At 43.2% G+C, this 16,467-nt stretch carries 14 protein-coding genes; 8 read left to right on the top strand and 6 right to left on the bottom strand.

The window, feature by feature from the left end; translation table 11 throughout:
- Nucleotides 1–75 precede the first annotated feature (75 nt).
- The 4 genes from AAFM34_RS05045 (at nt 76) to udp (ending at nt 5,408) form a co-directional block, all read left to right on the top strand.
- Nucleotides 76–492 carry a CBS domain-containing protein gene (locus tag AAFM34_RS05045; RefSeq protein WP_341660622.1) on the top strand — a complete coding sequence of 139 codons (417 nt, stop codon included), beginning with the start codon at nt 76–78 and terminating at the stop codon, nt 490–492.
- Nucleotides 493–568: 76 nt separating this feature from the next.
- Complete coding sequence (locus AAFM34_RS05050) at nt 569–2,035, top strand: MATE family efflux transporter (RefSeq protein WP_341660625.1); 1,467 nt, start codon at nt 569–571, stop codon at nt 2,033–2,035.
- 57 nt (nt 2,036–2,092) lie between these two features.
- The gene (locus tag AAFM34_RS05055) at nt 2,093–4,393 is read left to right on the top strand and encodes a zinc/cadmium/mercury/lead-transporting ATPase (protein WP_341660627.1); all 2,301 of its coding nucleotides are present in this window, start codon (nt 2,093–2,095) and stop codon (nt 4,391–4,393) included.
- A gap of 250 nt (nt 4,394–4,643) precedes the next feature.
- Nucleotides 4,644–5,408 (top strand): uridine phosphorylase, encoded by a 765-nt coding sequence (gene udp, locus AAFM34_RS05060; protein ID WP_341660629.1) that lies wholly within the window; start codon nt 4,644–4,646, stop codon nt 5,406–5,408.
- Nucleotides 5,409–5,449: 41 nt separating this feature from the next.
- Here udp and AAFM34_RS05065 read toward each other — a convergent pair whose 3' ends face one another.
- On the bottom strand, nt 5,450–6,262 hold the full coding sequence (locus AAFM34_RS05065; RefSeq protein ID WP_341660631.1) for a hypothetical protein: 813 nt from the start codon (nt 6,260–6,262) through the stop codon (nt 5,450–5,452).
- A gap of 205 nt (nt 6,263–6,467) precedes the next feature.
- A complete protein-coding gene (gene metG / locus AAFM34_RS05070; RefSeq protein ID WP_341660676.1) occupies nt 6,468–8,543 on the bottom strand; it encodes a methionine--tRNA ligase in 2,076 nt (691 codons plus the stop codon).
- A 158-nt stretch (nt 8,544–8,701) separates the two neighbouring features.
- On the opposite strand from metG, the gene apbC reads away from it, so the two are divergent.
- From apbC to AAFM34_RS05085, 3 genes are all read left to right on the top strand, one after another.
- The gene (apbC, locus tag AAFM34_RS05075) at nt 8,702–9,775 is read left to right on the top strand and encodes an iron-sulfur cluster carrier protein ApbC (protein WP_341660634.1); all 1,074 of its coding nucleotides are present in this window, start codon (nt 8,702–8,704) and stop codon (nt 9,773–9,775) included.
- A gap of 265 nt (nt 9,776–10,040) precedes the next feature.
- Nucleotides 10,041–10,682, top strand: a complete 642-nt coding sequence (gene udk / locus AAFM34_RS05080) for a uridine kinase (RefSeq protein WP_152429993.1) — start codon at nt 10,041–10,043, stop codon at nt 10,680–10,682.
- Between the two features lie 152 nt (nt 10,683–10,834).
- Nucleotides 10,835–12,976 (top strand): AsmA family protein, encoded by a 2,142-nt coding sequence (locus AAFM34_RS05085; RefSeq protein ID WP_341660637.1) that lies wholly within the window; start codon nt 10,835–10,837, stop codon nt 12,974–12,976.
- Between the two features lie 64 nt (nt 12,977–13,040).
- Here the strand turns inward: AAFM34_RS05085 and cobO are convergent, their stop codons facing one another.
- On the bottom strand, nt 13,041–13,646 hold the full coding sequence (gene cobO, locus AAFM34_RS05090) for a cob(I)yrinic acid a,c-diamide adenosyltransferase (RefSeq protein ID WP_341660639.1): 606 nt from the start codon (nt 13,644–13,646) through the stop codon (nt 13,041–13,043).
- Nucleotides 13,647–13,736: 90 nt separating this feature from the next.
- On the opposite strand from cobO, the gene AAFM34_RS05095 reads away from it, so the two are divergent.
- Nucleotides 13,737–14,198, top strand: coding sequence for a low molecular weight protein-tyrosine-phosphatase (locus AAFM34_RS05095; protein ID WP_341660641.1), 462 nt, complete (start codon nt 13,737–13,739; stop codon nt 14,196–14,198).
- A 20-nt stretch (nt 14,199–14,218) separates the two neighbouring features.
- On the opposite strand, the gene AAFM34_RS05100 is transcribed toward AAFM34_RS05095, so the two are convergent.
- The 3 genes from AAFM34_RS05100 to sodB all read right to left on the bottom strand — a co-directional run bounded on the left by AAFM34_RS05100 (nt 14,219) and on the right by sodB (nt 16,304).
- On the bottom strand, nt 14,219–14,881 hold the full coding sequence (locus AAFM34_RS05100) for an SDR family oxidoreductase (RefSeq protein WP_341660644.1): 663 nt from the start codon (nt 14,879–14,881) through the stop codon (nt 14,219–14,221).
- Nucleotides 14,882–15,079: 198 nt separating this feature from the next.
- A complete protein-coding gene (locus AAFM34_RS05105; RefSeq protein WP_341660646.1) occupies nt 15,080–15,589 on the bottom strand; it encodes a VC2046/SO_2500 family protein in 510 nt (169 codons plus the stop codon).
- A gap of 130 nt (nt 15,590–15,719) precedes the next feature.
- Nucleotides 15,720–16,304 carry a superoxide dismutase [Fe] gene (sodB, locus tag AAFM34_RS05110; RefSeq protein WP_152429998.1) on the bottom strand — a complete coding sequence of 195 codons (585 nt, stop codon included), beginning with the start codon at nt 16,302–16,304 and terminating at the stop codon, nt 15,720–15,722.
- Nucleotides 16,305–16,467 lie beyond the last annotated feature (163 nt).

A 16,467-nucleotide genomic window follows, 5' to 3' on the forward strand; every position in this document is an offset into this window, starting at 1 on the left:
TCAATTTAGTAAAATCAAGAAATTAGACAACAATTACACTATAGAAAATGAGATTTGCACGCTAAGGAGACGCAAATGGAATCATTGAAAGTGAAAGATTATATGACGTTACAGGCGGTGAAATTTACCCCTGAAATGTCATTGAGTGCGGCATTGGAAAAAATGTTGAAGTCGAGCTATCTTGGTGGACCGGTGATTAATGAAAGAGAAGAAGTGATAGGATTTCTCTCAGGCCATGATTTGCTCGACAAGCTAGTTAAAGTCAGTTACTACTGCCAAGACACACATATTGTTTCCGATTGTATGCACTCACAAGTGCTTTCTGTTGGGCCTGATACATCGATAATCGAGTTAGCCGATATGATGAAATCTGGAAAGCCTAAGGTATATCCAGTTATTGATAGTGGTAAGTTGGTTGGAATTATTACTCGTCGTGATGTATTGCGTGCGGTTGCTAAGAATCTAGACGATTGCTTTAAACATCCGGTATAGTAATAAAAGTAAATAGCAAAAAGAGGCGCTGTTGAGCGCCTCTTTTTTGTTGGGTAAAATGGAGTTGAGGCTTAACATGGAGAATCAGAGCGCGAAGTTTGTTGAAGGCTCGACCATGCGCCATATCTTGGTGATGTCAGGGGCAGGATCTGTTGGCCTCATGGCATTATTTGTGGTTGATTTACTTGATATGCTCTTCATTAGTATGTTGGGTCAGGTTGAGTTAGCCGCTGCGGTAGGATTCGCTGGTACGTTAGTCTTTTTCTCTACATCTATTTCGATTGGTACTTCAATAGCCATGGGTGCTTTGGTTTCCAAAGCGATTGGTGCCAAGCAGCGTGATCATGCTAGAAGGCTAAGCAGCACCATTATGCTTACCGCCTTTCTTATCAGCTGTGTTGTGAGTACTTTGATGTATGTGTTCATTCCCGAACTTCTTGCTGCCATTAGTGCTAAGGGATATGTGGCGGAGCGCGCACAAGCTTATCTACAAATACTGCTCCCAAGCGGTCCTCTTATTGCCATCGCTATGTCTGCAGGTGCTGGACTTAGGGCTGCGGGAGATGCCAAGCGATCTATGTGGGCAACACTTGCGGGAGGTATCACCAATGCAGTGTTGGACCCAATTTTTATTTTTGGCTTTGGTTGGAATGTTGAAGGTGCCGCTGTTGCGACAGTTTTTGCTCGATTTACCGTATTCTTCTTCTCGCTTTACCCTCTTATTCGTAATCATGACTTGGTTGCCTTACCCTCGCTGTCAGCGTGTAAAAATAGCCTCAAAGCGATATTAACCATATCTATTCCTGCGATTATTACCAATATTGCGACACCCATTGGCAACGCGATCGTAACCACATCAATTGCAAAGTATGGAGAAGATTTTGTTGCTGGCTATGCTGTGATAGGGCGCCTTATTCCTGTTTGCTTTGCTGTCATATTTGCGTTATCAGGAGCCGTTGGTCCAATTATTGGGCAAAACTTTGGCGCCGAGCGGCTGGATCGAGTTAGGGATACGTTAATCAACTCTTTAATTGTCACTACAGTTTATACATTGGTGGTTTGTACTCTTCTCTATTTTGTTCAATCCCTTGTGATTACAGGATTTAGTTTACAAGGTGATGCCGCCATTATTGTTTCTGCTTTTTGTACTTATGTGGCGTTTAGTTTTGTGTTTAATGGCGCTCAGTTTGTGGCCAACACATCATTCAATAATCTTGGTAAACCGTTTTACTCAACAGCATTAAATCTAGGTAAAGCGACATTAGGAACTTTACCTTTTGTATACCTTGGTTCTGTTTGGTTTGGCGCCCTTGGTGTTCTCTATGGGCAAGCCGTTGGGTCGATAGTATTTGGTGTGTTGGCGCTTATTGTATTGCGTAAACACATCAGTGACTTGATCCAAAGTGACACATTAGAATTGGAAGAAGAGGATCCCTCGATTACAAGTATTAACTCACAGCCCTTTTGTACCCATGATGCGGTTTTAATTGATGAAGTAGCTAGCCAGAAAGAAAGTTTGTTATCAAACGAAAAAAATAGTTGACCTTGGAGTGGACTCCAAGGTTTATGATTACAGTGTACATTAAGTGGAGAGAATATTATGTGCACTAAACATCAAGCATGTCGTTCAACTAAAGTGACCTTCAACCCTAGCCATGAAGCCTCTTGCTCGAACCCTAAAATGACTAATATACAAATGGAAGGGATCAGAGAGTCTGATTCTGGATGCTGCGGTTCTAATAACTGTTCAAGTAGTGCTGAGTCTTCTGATGAGGAAAGCGACCCCATAAGTTTTGCAAAAGGTAGTACTCACAGTTGGAAAATTACGGGCATGGACTGTCCGTCATGCGCAAAAAAAATTGAAACAGCGGTTAATAAAGTTGCTGGTGTCATGGACGCCAAAGTTTTATTTGCCACAGAAAAACTTGTAGTAGAGCTAGATAACAAAAGTACTGCTGATAATGTTGGACAAGCCATTCGGGATGCAGGCTTTCGTTGTAGTAGCGACTTAACTTCAACAAAGCCACAAACTAAATCAGGCTGGAAAGCCTTAGTTAAACAAAACTCTTCGATTATTGCGATTGCACTATCTATGGCTATCGCTGCACTTCTTAAACCTATATCTCCTGTATTCAGTGAATGGATGTTTACTTTAACCTGTTTGGCAGGCTTATACCCAATTAGCAAGAAAGCACTCCAGTTGGCTAAATCAGGGACTCCATTTGCGATAGAAACGCTAATGAGTGTTGCTGCTATAGGTGCTCTCTATCTAGGTGAAACAGCGGAAGCTGCCATGGTACTCTTGCTGTTCATGATCGGTGAACGTTTAGAAGCATTTGCTGCTTCTCGAGCGCGAAGTGGTGTCCAGTCATTGATGGAGCTAGTGCCTGAAACTGCGACAAAAATAATCAATGATGAGCGTGTTGAAGTTTCTGCGAGTGAATTACAACCTGGCGACATTATTGAAGTTTCACCAGGGGCTAGACTTCCCGCAGATGGAAAACTGATAGGACAAACCGCCAGTTTTGATGAAAGTGCATTAACCGGTGAATCGATACCAGTTGAACGTGTTGAAAATGATTCAGTGATGGCAGGCGCAGTAGTGGTTGATAAAGTGGTGCGCTTTGTGATCACCTCTAAGCAAGGGGAAAACGCCATTGATCGAATCTTGCATCTTATTGAGGAAGCAGAATCGCGCAAAGCACCACTAGAGCGCTTTCTCGATAAGTTTAGCCGTTGGTATACACCTTTAATGATGTTGGTATCTCTAGTTGTCATTCTTGTACCGCCGCTATTTTTTGCTCAGCCATGGGAAACCTGGGTCTATCGAGGACTCGCTTTACTGCTTATCGCTTGTCCATGTGCTTTGGTGATCTCCACACCTGCAGCCATTACATCTGGGCTTGCGGCTGGCGCTAAACGAGGTGCTCTAATCAAAGGCGGCGCAGCGCTTGAACAGTTGGGAAAAATAGAAACCGTTGCTTTTGATAAAACGGGTACTCTGACAAAGGGGAAACCTGAAGTCACAGATATTATTGCCATAGGTAATGTTGAAGGGGCAGAGCTTCTGCGCAATATTGCTGCCATTGAAGTTGGTTCTAGCCATCCACTTGCTATGTCGCTGGTGAATAAAGCCAAACTATCTGGCATCGAGATCCCCGAGGCAGATGACAAACAAGCGCTAATAGGTCTTGGTGTGCGAGGTTTGGTTGATGGAGTTGAATATCAGGCAATCGCACCAAGCAAGATTGGTTTTGTATTGTCGAGTGATGTCGCCGAGGATGTGCGTAAGTTAGAACAGCAGGGCAAAACGGTGGTGGTTGCGATTCAAGGAGATAATAAAGTTATTGGCCTCATTGCTTGGCAAGATACCCTGAGAGAAGACTCGGCGAATGCCGTTCGAGCGCTTAAGAATCTTGGCGTTAATGCAATTATGCTGACTGGAGACAATGCTCGCAGTGCAAAGGCCATTAGCTCACTGATAGATATCGACTATAAAGCAGGATTGCTACCACAAGATAAAGTGACTTATGTTGAGAGTTTGTCATCAACAGCAAATGTAGCCATGGTTGGTGATGGCATCAACGATGCACCTGCGATGAAAGCATCCAGTATTGGTATTGCTATGGGTGGAGGAACAGATGTGGCACTTGAGACTGCGGACGCCGCTATCACGCACAATCGTTTGGTAGAGTTGGCCAGTATGATTGAGTTGTCTCGCGCTACGCTTAGCAATATACGTCAGAACATTGCTCTTGCGCTGGGGCTCAAGGGGATCTTTCTTGTCACTAGTTTGCTTGGTATAACTGGGCTTTGGGTGGCTGTTCTCGCTGATAGTGGAGCAACAGCGATCGTGACCCTCAATGCACTCAGGCTGCTTAAGTTTAAGCCACAAGCATAAGTGTTTAGTTACGCAACCAAGCCTGAGAGATCTTCTCAGGCTTTTTTATGTAATCTAGGCATTAATAAGACCATAAAATGTGATGCAAAACGATTTTATTTGCAATAAGTCTAATGAGTTGTCAATTATTTGTGACTCAAGTCACCATTAAAATCAGCTCAGTTGGATACATTATGCTCCGTACCCAACCAAATGAATAAGACGAAAAGATAGGCAACGCCACCTATTTCGTTATAAAAGGAGCTATTTTATGTCTCAAGCTGTATTCCATTTAGGAGTCACTCAAGACGATCTTGCTGATGCCAAGCTGGCAATTATCCCAGGTGATCCTGCTCGCGTTCAAAAAATTGCTGAACAAATGGATAATCCTGTTTTTTTGGCTAGTCACCGTGAGTACACGCTTTATCGTGCTGAGCTTGACGGCAACCCAGTTATTGTCTGCTCAACTGGTATTGGTGGTCCTTCAACCTCTATCGCGGTTGAAGAGTTGGCTCAACTTGGCATCAATACTTTCTTACGTGTCGGTACTACTGGTGCAATCCAACCACATGTGAAAGTGGGAGACATGATTGTATCCACAGCTTCAGTTCGCCTAGATGGCGCTAGCTTGCACTTTGCTCCAATGGAATTTCCAGCGGTGGCTGACTTTGAGGTTGCAACAGCAATGAAAGCTGCGGTTGAAGAGTCTGGTGCAAAAGTTCACATGGGTGTGACTGCATCTAGTGATACTTTCTACCCTGGACAAGAGCGCTATGATACTTTCTCTGGCCGCGTAGTGAGACGTTTTCAAGGTTCAATGAAAGAATGGCAAGATATGGGTGTTCTGAATTTTGAGATGGAATCAGCGACTCTACTGACAATGTGTGCAAGCTTTGGCCTTAAAGCAGGCTGTGTCGCGGGAGTGATCATCAACCGCTCTCAAAAAGAAATCCCCGATCACTCAACCCTGAAAGAGACGGAAGCTCGTTCAATTAAAGTGGTTGTTGAGGCCGCGCGTAAGATGCTTCAAGACTAATATTGTAGTTAAAGCCCTACTCTTGTGAATAGGGCTTTTTATCAGTTCAATGTCAACTCTGGTAGAGGCAAATATAAATTTTGCGTGATGTCTGATAAAACTTGATCATATACCTGTGACAAAACCAAAGATAAATCTGTTGTCAGTTGGTATAAGTGTTCTGTTTCTATCCCGTTGGTCTTATTTTCAATAACTTGTATCAGCTCATTAACACATTGAGTGCTATGAGGTGACGCAAGAGAGATAGGGCAGATTAGCGATAGTTGATTGAGCTTTCGCTTCATTTTTTCGCAGTAGCCTTGTACACATTGCAGCCCTTTGGGTTGATGAATATGTTCAATCGCAATTCTAAGTTGAGTCAGTATTTCCATACCATCAAGTATTATCTGCCAGTTCATATGGTACTCTTCAGTTAACTCATCTCGGCCAGATTCAGCGAGCCAAGCAATCACAATGTCATCCATTAAAAACATGCAGTGGCGTATGGCTTTCCCATGGATAATTTGATTACGTGCTGGTGAGCACTCCTGCCAGTCATGACGCAATTTATTAAGACTTTGCTGGAAAATACGATAAATAGGTTTGTTATCAAAATGGGCAACCGTGATTAATTGATTGGATATTTGGATTAGTTGATGGTCTAGATCTTTTAAGGTGTGATGTTGGGTGCTTGAGGTTGGCAAGGTAATGGCTTGATGAGTTAACGAGCGATGCTTTCTGCAAAGTAGCAGTATCTGCCTGAGTAAGATAAGAATGTCCAATTTTCTCTGTTGTACTGATTGCCGGTGTTGAGACACCTGAAATAGAGCGATCAAGACACACAATGATAACAAAATAGAAATGAGTGCGAACACAAGCTGCTCCTTATTGCTAGCGAGTACTGATGTATGGGAGCAGCTTTAATGCCAGATAATTATTTATTATATTTCAGTATTTTAATATATGTAGGGATAGTGCATTGCTTGTTTTCGGTGCAAATCTTCACCAATGTGGTGACACGACCTACAAAAAAGCCCTGCTACTTAGGGCAGGGCTTTAAAGCAATGCTATACAGCGCTATTACATGACGCGCATACCAGGTTGAGCACCTTCATGAGGTTCTAGAATCCAAAGATCGCTTCCACCTGGGCCAGCAGCCAAAATCATACCTTCTGACATACCAAACTTCATCTTACGAGGCTTAAGGTTTGCAACCATGACGGTCAACTTACCTTCAAGTTCTTCTGGCTTGTATGCCGACTTAATGCCGGAGAAAACCTGACGAGTCTCGCCACCGATATCAAGCTGAAACTTCAGTAGCTTGTTCGCTTTTGGTACCTCTTCGCAAGAGATAATACGAGCAATACGCATATCAACAGCGGCAAAAGCATCAAAATCTATTTCTTCTGCAATTGGGTCTTTATCCAATTCGGTTTGGCTTGCTTGATTCTTAGCGGCTTCAGCTTTTTCCTTGGCTGCCATTTCTGCAGCAGCATCTTGTTTTGATGCTTCAATCATAGCCTCAACCTTTTTCGGATCGATACGATTAAACAGAGCCTTGAATTTGGTGATTTCATGACCTGTTAATGGTTTGGCTATTCCTTCCCACGTTAGCTCTTCATTTAGGAAAGCTTCTGTACGTGCGGCTAAAGCAGGCATAACAGGCTTGAGGTAAGTCATCAGCACGCGGAACAGGTTGATACCAACAGAACAAATATCTTGTAGCAGTTGATCTTTGCCTTCCTCTTTCGCCACAACCCAAGGTGCTTTTTCGTCAACATACTGGTTGGCTTTATCAGCCAGTGCAGTTACTTCACGTATTGCACGGCCAAATTCACGAGTTTCGTAAAGCTCAGCTATGCGATCGGCTGCGGCAACAAACTCTTGATACAATTCTGGCTCGGCAAACTCATCAGAAAGCTTACCCTCGAAGCGTTTAGTGATAAAACCAGCATTGCGCGACGCAAGGTTAACAATTTTATTTACTACATCAGCGTTAACACGTTGAGTAAAGTCCTCAAGGTTAAGGTCTAGGTCATCGATACGGCTGTTGAGTTTGGCTGCATAGTAGTAACGCAGGCACTCAGGATCGAGGTGATCAAGGTAAGTGCTGGCTTTAACAAATGTGCCTTTCGATTTAGACATTTTGGCACCGTTAACAGTGACGTAGCCGTGAACAAACACATTATTTGGTTTACGGAAACCACTGCCTTCGAGCATGGCAGGCCAGAATAGAGAGTGGAAATAAACGATGTCTTTACCAATGAAGTGGTAAAGCTCGGTTGTGCTGTCTTTCTTCCAGTATTCGTCAAAGTCTAAATCACTGCGCTTATCGCACAGGTTCTTAAATGAACCCATGTAGCCGATAGGTGCGTCGAGCCAAACATAAAAGAATTTGTCTTTTTCGCCTGGAATTTCAAAACCAAAATAAGGGGCATCGCGAGAGATATCCCATTGTTGTAGGCCTGACTCAAACCATTCTTGCATCTTATTGGCTGTTTCGGCTTGCAGTGAACCTGAGCGAGTCCATTCTTGGAGCATGCTTTCAAACTGTGGCAAATCAAAGAAGAAGTGCTCAGAGTCTTTCATCACTGGCGTTGCGCCAGAGACCGCTGATTTAGGGTCAATCAGTTCAGTGGTGCTATAAGTTGCGCCGCAGCTGTCACAGTTATCGCCGTACTGATCGTCAGATTTACACTTAGGGCAAGTACCTTTAACAAAACGATCAGGTAGGAACATTTCTTTTTCTGGGTCAAATAGCTGAGAAATCGTACGGCTAGAGATGAACCCATTTTTCTTCAGTTCCAAATAAATATGTGATGCGAGCTGCTGGTTTTCTTCAGAATGAGTGCTGTGGTAGTTATCAAAGCTAATATCGAAACCAGCGAAGTCTTTTTGGTGTTCTTCACTGACGGCAGCGATCATCTCTTCTGGTGTGATTCCCATCTGTTGTGCTTTTAGCATAATTGGCGTGCCGTGGGCATCGTCAGCACAAATGAAGTTTACCGTGTTACCACGTAGGCGTTGGTAGCGAACCCAGATATCAGCCTGAATGTGTTCAAGCATATGACCTAAGTGGATCGAACCATTAGCATACGGAAGGGCACAAGTTACCAGCAGTTTCCTTGGATCAAGGTTTCTTTGATCGTTTGCCATACTTAATATTCGCTTATTCTGATAGATATAAAAAATTGACCCTAATACTACCTTATCCACATTACGACTCCAAGGTATCATCTGCTCGAATACCTTAGTTTTTTCAGGGTTCAGTCCATTAAAGAGCAATGCTAGGATTAGAGGCATAAGGAGGACCTATGCGTCAATTGTCGAACAAAGAAGAATTTTGTCGTTGGCTTAATCAGTTTGAGCATCCAAGTCTTACTCAAGAATGGGCTAGTGTGCCGGGTATGGTTTCGGTCACAGCGACTAAGCTCACTGTATCTATCCCTTTTGCGGCATCGTCTCTAGTTGAAAGCTTATCGAGCTGGATAGAGTCGCAACATCGCAATGGACAAACTGCCCCAGTTGAGTATGAAATAATTGTGCAGCCAAAGGCTTTGCAAACTCATGTCAGCCATGAAGTCAGCGGTGTTAAAAATATTATTGCCGTCACTTCAGCAAAGGGTGGGGTCGGCAAGTCAACTACCGCCGTCAATCTTGCGCTAGCGATCGCCAAATCCGGTGTAAAAGTTGGTTTGTTGGATGCGGATATTTATGGTCCTTCCGTACCTCTTATGATTGGACAACAGGGCGCTTCTCCTCAAGTTAAAGATGATAAATGGATGCAGCCTATTTTGGCGCACGGTATTTATACCCACTCCATAGGCTATTTGGTGTCAAAAGATGAAGCGGCAATTTGGCGTGGTCCAATGGCTTCGAAAGCTCTCGCTCAACTGCTCAATGAAACCCAGTGGCCAGAGCTCGACTACCTTGTGGTTGATATGCCGCCAGGTACAGGTGATATTCAATTAACCCTTGCTCAGCAGGTGCCAGTAACAGGGGCAGTGATTATCACTACACCACAAGATCTTGCGCTTGCAGATGCGCGCAAAGGTGCGGGCATGTTTGAAAAAGTGCAGGTACCAGTGATTGGGCTGGTTGAGAATATGAGTTATCACATTTGCAGCCATTGCGGGGGTAAAGAAGCCATTTTTGGTGTTGGAGGTGCGCAAAAAATGGCTAGCGAGTTTGGTCTCGATTTGCTTGCTCAAATCCCTTTACATATTTCGTTAAGAGAAGACACGGATAATGGCTGTCCAAGCGTTGTCGCAAGACCAGATTCAGAACAAGCTGCTGACTATATTCAGTTAGCAGAGTCGGTGTGTGCAAGAATGTATTGGCATGGAAAAGAAAAGCCACAGTCAATTCAGTTTACAATGCTTGAATAATGTTTCGCCTAGTTAGGGATGAGTTTGTGCTAATGCTTGCTATGGCTTTTAGGATATTACTCAATTTGAGGTATATGCGGTAATCGTTTGCGTTACCGTTATTGCTTCTAATTAGTGATTTGGATGAAATCCTCACTAGCATGTCAAAGGCGAACTCCCTATAATCAGGCGGTTTATATATTACACACTAACACTTTATGGGCATATGTTGTCCAGTTTAAGTATTAGAACACGACACCAATTCAATTCATCGGGTGCAAGAATAATGTCTGATAATAATCAATGCGTCATCGTCGGTATTGCTGGCGCATCGGCTTCTGGAAAAAGTTTAATCGCTAGTACTATCTATAATGAACTTCGTGAGAAAGTAGGCGATCATCAAATTGGTGTAATTACGGAAGATTGCTATTACAACGATCAGGGTCACCTGAGCATGGAAGAGCGTGTTAAAACCAACTACGACCACCCGAACGCATTAGACCATGACTTATTGTGTGAGCATTTAAAAACGCTGACCCAAGGTGACGCAGTTGAAGTGCCAGAATACAGCTATGCTGAGCATACGCGCACTGAAAATACGACCTTGATGACACCGAAAAAAGTCATCATCCTTGAGGGAATCCTTCTTCTTACTGATCCTCGTTTACGTGAACTTATGCACGCGACTGTGTTTATGGATACACCGCTAGATATTTGTTTGCTGCGCCGTGTGAGACGTGATGTAGAAGAGCGAGGCCGCACCATGGAGTCTGTTTTAAAACAGTACCAAGAAACAGTACGACCTATGTTCATGCAGTTTATCGAGCCATCTAAGCAACACGCAGATATTATTGTGCCTCGTGGCGGTAAAAATCGCATCGCGATTGATGTTTTAAAAGCGCATATTGCAAAACTTTTGAAAGCTTAAGCCTTAATCCTATTCAAGCGCTTTATTTTTTTCGTAAGAAGTGGCACCTTAGGTGCCACTTTCTTTTTATCTGTAATAAGCCTTATCACCCAAGTTCGCTTTTGGATGTATTGGCCAATCTACGACAACTCTGAATAGCAAGGATAATTCTGATGAAGAAACTGTTCCTATTTATTGCCATTCCAATCATCGTGCTGTTTGGCGCGATTGTAGCGCTGGTGCTTTTCGTCAACCCCAATCAGTTTAAGCCGCTTATTGTTGAGCAAACTCAAAAACACACTGGCTTGGAGTTGGTAATAGAAGGTGACATCAGTTGGAAGTTTTTTCCATCACTTGGCTTTGAGCTAGGTAAGACAGAACTGAGAAACCCACAAGGGTTTTCTAAACCGAATTTATTCAAAGTTGATACTGTTGGTATTGATGTATCAGTCTCACCGCTTTTAAACCAGCAACTTGAAATCGGTAATATTACCCTTGATGGTGCGGAGTTCTATCTTGAGACACTTAAAGATGGTCGCAAGAACATTGATGCGTTAACCAAAGCGCAGACAGAACAAGCAGAATCAGAAGAGCCGGCTGCCACTGATACGCCAGTAGAGTCTTCGCCAACTGACACGACAGAGAAACCAGCGTCTGATTGGAGCCTTAACCTTGCCGGTGTGACCATATCTAACGCAGCGATTGAAATTCAGGATAAACAGGCGGGCTCATATACCAAGTTGTTTGATGTTTCTCTTAACTTGTCCGAGTTTGCTATTGATAACTGGACCCGTGCTGATTTCGCGGTGAAAGGTGAGAACAATCAACAGAAGTTCAATGCACAGGGGAGCGCTGAATTTAAGCTAGCGAAAGGTTTTGCCGAGTATTCACTGCGTAATATAGAACTTAATGCAGGTTTTAGTGATCCAGCGAATAAGTTTGACTCGATCAAACTCGGTTTGGAGACATTTGATTTTGATACAGCCAATGCTTTGACTTATCACCTAGTGGGGCGTGCTGCCGATCTCGACATTGACATGCAAGGCAGTGGCAGTTTAACCGTCGACAAAGCGATCTCAAAAGTGGTGATGGACAAGTTGACCCTTGATGCCACGTTTAAAGGAGATACTCTGCCTCAATCTCCGATGAAAGTTGATATGGTCTCCGATTTATCCTTTGACTTGACTAAAAGCCACTTAAGTTTTGTGTTAGAGAAGCTAACCGCTAACGCCTTGGCATTTGATGGTAAAGCCAATGTAACCTTAGGTGATATTCCTAAAGTGCGTTTTTCACTGCACAGCCCAAATATTGATTTGGATGAATTCCTAGGGCTTGATACAGCAAAGACTGACGAAGCATCGACGGAAAAACCAGAGGCAGCACCGAGTCAAAACAGCGCGCAAAAGGCGTCAATTCAACCAGAAGTTGAACCAGATTTGTCCGCACTTAAGTCTCTAGATATCAAAGGTGATATCACCATTGATAAATTTAAGGCGAGCAATGCCAAGATGGAAAAGGTCAAAACCAGTTTCTATGTCAATCGTGGTATTGCTGAGCTGACGTCTTTTTCTTCGAACTTGTACCAAGGTTCGATCACGGCTTCTGCAAAACTGGACGCAAGAAAAAGCCCAGCGAGTTACACGGTTAAAAAGCGCATTAAAGGTGTTAAGGTTCAGCCTTTGCTTTCCGATGTGGCTAACAATGATAAGTTAGAAGGTACAGGTAACATTGATGTAGATGTGAAAGGCCGAAGTCTCACTCCAACAGGGATTCAAAAGAATTTAGTTGGTACTGTGGTCATTAACTTTACCGATGGTGCGGTGAATGGCATCAACGTAGCTCAGTTGATTCGTGAAAACTACGCCAAGTTTAAAGGCCAAAAAGCCGAGCCTTCTAAAGAAGCACAAAAAACCGATTTTAGTGCGATGAAAGCGACCTTAAAACTTAATAAAGGTGTTGTTTCGACCAATGATTTATCAATGCAATCGCCACTGCTGCGTATCCGAGGAAATGGCAGTGCAAACTACATCGAGCAAACCGTTAACTTTACGGTCAGTACGTCGGTTGTCGGATCACTAGAAGGTCAAGGTGGTAAGAGTATTGATGAGCTGAGAGATGTGACTATTCCAATTAACATTTCTGGTACTTGGGCCAAACCTAAATTTAAGCTGGTCTTTGACGATGTATTGAAACAGAAAGTCGAAAAAGAAGTTGATCGTGGTTTGAAAAAGTTAGACGAGAAACTCGGCGATAAGATAAAAGATCAAAAGACCAAGGATGCGGTTAACAGCTTGATTAAAGGGTTGTTTAACTAAGCTGCACTAGTTACGAACAAGCTTTGAGTAAAGCGCCCAGTTGGGCGCTTTTATTTTAAGGCGGTTACCAATCAACCCCTTTTAGCGCTTTGACTCCAGAGTCAAACGCATGTTTCACGTTCTTAACCTCAGACACAGTATCGGCCATTTCAATCAGAGTGCGATGTGCTCCGCGCCCAGTAATAATTACCGATTGCATCGACGGTCTGTTATTGAGAGCGTCAACCACTTCCTCTAATTCGATATAGCCGTAGCTAACCATATAAGTCAGCTCATCAAGCAAAATCACGTCTATTGAAGCGTCGCTGAGCATACGTTTACACTCTTGCCAAACCACTTGCGCAGCTTGAGTATCGAGTTCTTTATCTTGCGTTTCCCAAGTAAAACCAGTTGCCATCACTTGAAATTCGACGCCAAGCTTTTCCAGCAAATTGCGCTCGCCGTTATCCCAAGTGCCTTTGATAAATTGAGCTACTGAGCAAGTTAAGCCGTGGCCAACGGCGCGGGCTATGGTTCCAAACCCCGAGGTCGATTTACCTTTGCCATTACCAGTAATAATAAGTAGCAGACCTTTTTCATCTTGGGCTGCTGCAACTCTCGCATCGACTTGCTGCTTCACTTTTTGTTGTCTTGCCTGATGGCGTTCTTGTTTCTGGCTATCAGATGTCACGGGAAGTCCTTTTTAATTTTAAAAACTGAGTCTATGATAACGCATCCACAGTGGTGCAAAAAACCATGGCTTTGTTAGGGAAAGGAAAATATGGCCAAGAAAATACTCGTTGTTTGTATGGGTAACATCTGTCGTTCACCAACAGGCGAGGCAATTCTAAGAGCGAAAGCTGAGCGCATGGGCCTTGATATCGAGGTTGATTCAGCAGGAACGATAGGTTATCACCAAGGCAATCCGCCTGATCCCCGCTCCAAAGCGGTTGGTGAGCGCCGAGGCTATTCATTTAAAGGGATCGTATCACGCCAAATTGTCGATGAGGACTTCGCTTACTTTGATTTAATTTTGGCCGCTGACAAGGACAATCTTGCCGACCTACACGCGCAATGCCCGGTTGAATATCGAAACAAATTGCAGCTGTTTCTTAGCTATGGTGAGACCAAGCACGAAGAAATCCCTGACCCTTATTATGGCGGGGACAATGGTTTTGAACTGGTTGTCGATTTGATTGAACAAGCCTCAGAAGGGCTGCTCAAAACCTTATCGAACCAGTAAAGCGTTTGACGAATATCTGACTAGGCGGCCATAACTCGGCCGCTAAAGTAATCGTTAGAAACAATATATTCGGTATTTCTAATTAACTCATCACGTATCTTCGCCCAGTGGATATTTTGCTGTTCATAGCAAGGCACCACGCCTCCAACACGAATATTGAATGGATTAAGCTCTTTTGCCCAGCTTTGGGTGAAACCTGCAACCATAGAAGTAGCATTTTCAAACCCAGACATATCACTGTAATCTGCGTGAGCAATCACATTGACAATCACACCATTTTTTTTGTCTTGGCGCATTCTTTCTGCGGTTGCCTGACCAAAGGTAAATAAAGTGGCGGCCATCAAAGATAGATGCTGAGTGAAAATATCGCTGGCTTTTTCATCAAAGAATTTTGGCATGGTTTGGCTAGTGAGTGCATTGATCAGTACATCAGGGGATTGATGAACGGATTGATCAATAAAGGTAAACAATGAGTTAATGCTATCTAAAGAATGATCATTCATTGCATGCTGATAAATATTCGACGAAATTTTTTTGCATCGCTCAAAAGTTTCATTTAATTGAGATTTATTGGTATCACAAAGAATGACAATTCCATCAAGAGATGCAAAGTGCATAGCTAGGGTGCTGCCGAGTTGAGTTCCTGCGGAAGTTATTAATATTACAGCACTTTTTATGTCCATACACTGTGCCTCCATTGGCGGCCTTGAAAGTTTGTCCACATATCATGGTAGATTAATTGTGCGTTTGGTGTGAATAAGGTCAAATAAATTGTGTATATCTTGGGGTTAAATTAAATAACTTGCGCTCATTCACATTTATGAGAAACTTGTTGATTATTAAATGAGTGATATGAAAGTAATTGTGATCTGAATAGATCTTTAAACTTGTGTTTGAATTTGGAAGTTTCTTTGGGCTGTGACCAATTGATTGTATAGATCGATTGGCATGATAGATTTGCTGCCAGTCTCACCTAATTGGCGACGTTGGTGCCCTGATAGGTTGTGGTAGATGTCTTCGGGAAGATTGAAGGTGTCTTCCGGTAGATAAGCCAAAGCATCAGGTTTGAGGTAGTGGCTCAGTTTGGCACTTGGCAGACCTGAGGTGTGAAATAGCTCAGCTTGAGTGGCCGCCACTGGATAAGATTCTTGGTTGGAGCGAAGCTCTTGAGGCTGTGATAATTCAAAGCGGCGTCTTAAGGCCTCTTCTGTTGTGTCTATTTCAGTGACTTTCTCAATCGGGGTATTATCTCTAACATCATCAGAAAACATCGATAGAATCAAAGCAAAGTCAGCACGACGCCCTTCGTGAACGGCATGGTTAATCCCATCACCGAACTGAAGTTCGTTAATTATTCCCGCTTTGTCTAATGTATGAATCTGAGTTTGCATCTTACCTCGCTTGATGCTTATGTAACGGCGACACCCAGACAAACTTTAGTGAAATGGTTGAACAGAAAAGAAAAAAGCCAGCAGATGCTGGCTTTTGATACGCAATAAGCGTTAGAGACTGGTAGCAGAATTATTTTGCTAGATTCTGTGCAACAAAATCCCAGTTAACTAGCGCCCAGAAACCGTTCATGTAATCAGGACGAACATTGCGGTAATCGATGTAGTAAGCGTGTTCCCACAAGTCAACAGTAAGCAGTGGAGTCGTACCTGCTTCTGTTAGAGGCGTTGCAGCGTTAGACGTGTTAACGATATCTAGAGAACCGTCCGCTTTTTTAACCAGCCAAGTCCAAGAAGAACCAAAGTTGTTGATTGCTGAATCAGTGAACTTAGCTTTAAAGTCTGCGAAAGAACCAAACGCAGCATTGATTGCTTCTGCAACCGCACCTGTAGGCTCACCACCTGCATTTGGCGCAAGACAGTGCCAGTAGAAAGTGTGGTTCCAGATTTGAGCTGCGTTGTTGAATACGCCACCTGAAGAAGTCTTGATGATCTCTTCTAGTGATTTACCTTCAAACTCAGTACCTGGAATAAGACCATTTAGCTTAACAACGTAAGTGTTGTGGTGTTTGCCATGGTGGAAATCTAGAGTTTCAGCTGAGATATGTGGTTCTAGTGCATCTTTTGCGTAAGGAAGAGCTGGTAGTTCAAATGCCATTGCTCGATTCTCCATTAAATATGAGAGAGTTAAACTCTCTCGATTGCTTCCAGTGTAATTTATTATCATGGTGGACCATGGTCCGCCATGTCGTTTTGGTAACTGCGCTATAGTTTAGCAAGTTTTCACTTTATTAAAAGCATCACAGCAGAATTCTATATGA

Origin of the sequence: Vibrio sp., from assembly GCF_038138445.1 — a bacterium.
GTDB lineage: Bacteria > Pseudomonadota > Gammaproteobacteria > Enterobacterales > Vibrionaceae > Vibrio.

Coding starts and splice junctions, on each gene's coding strand:
- AAFM34_RS05045 (WP_341660622.1), top strand. CDS start 76: ATGGAATCATTGAAAGTGAAAGATTATATGACGTTACAGGCGGTGAAA.
- AAFM34_RS05050 (WP_341660625.1), top strand. CDS start 569: ATGGAGAATCAGAGCGCGAAGTTTGTTGAAGGCTCGACCATGCGCCAT.
- AAFM34_RS05055 (WP_341660627.1), top strand. CDS start 2,093: ATGTGCACTAAACATCAAGCATGTCGTTCAACTAAAGTGACCTTCAAC.
- udp (WP_341660629.1), top strand. CDS start 4,644: ATGTCTCAAGCTGTATTCCATTTAGGAGTCACTCAAGACGATCTTGCT.
- metG (WP_341660676.1), bottom strand. CDS start 8,543: ATGGCAAACGATCAAAGAAACCTTGATCCAAGGAAACTGCTGGTAACT.
- apbC (WP_341660634.1), top strand. CDS start 8,702: ATGCGTCAATTGTCGAACAAAGAAGAATTTTGTCGTTGGCTTAATCAG.
- udk (WP_152429993.1), top strand. CDS start 10,041: ATGTCTGATAATAATCAATGCGTCATCGTCGGTATTGCTGGCGCATCG.
- AAFM34_RS05085 (WP_341660637.1), top strand. CDS start 10,835: ATGAAGAAACTGTTCCTATTTATTGCCATTCCAATCATCGTGCTGTTT.
- AAFM34_RS05095 (WP_341660641.1), top strand. CDS start 13,737: ATGGCCAAGAAAATACTCGTTGTTTGTATGGGTAACATCTGTCGTTCA.
- AAFM34_RS05100 (WP_341660644.1), bottom strand. CDS start 14,881: ATGGACATAAAAAGTGCTGTAATATTAATAACTTCCGCAGGAACTCAA.
- AAFM34_RS05105 (WP_341660646.1), bottom strand. CDS start 15,589: ATGCAAACTCAGATTCATACATTAGACAAAGCGGGAATAATTAACGAA.
- sodB (WP_152429998.1), bottom strand. CDS start 16,304: ATGGCATTTGAACTACCAGCTCTTCCTTACGCAAAAGATGCACTAGAA.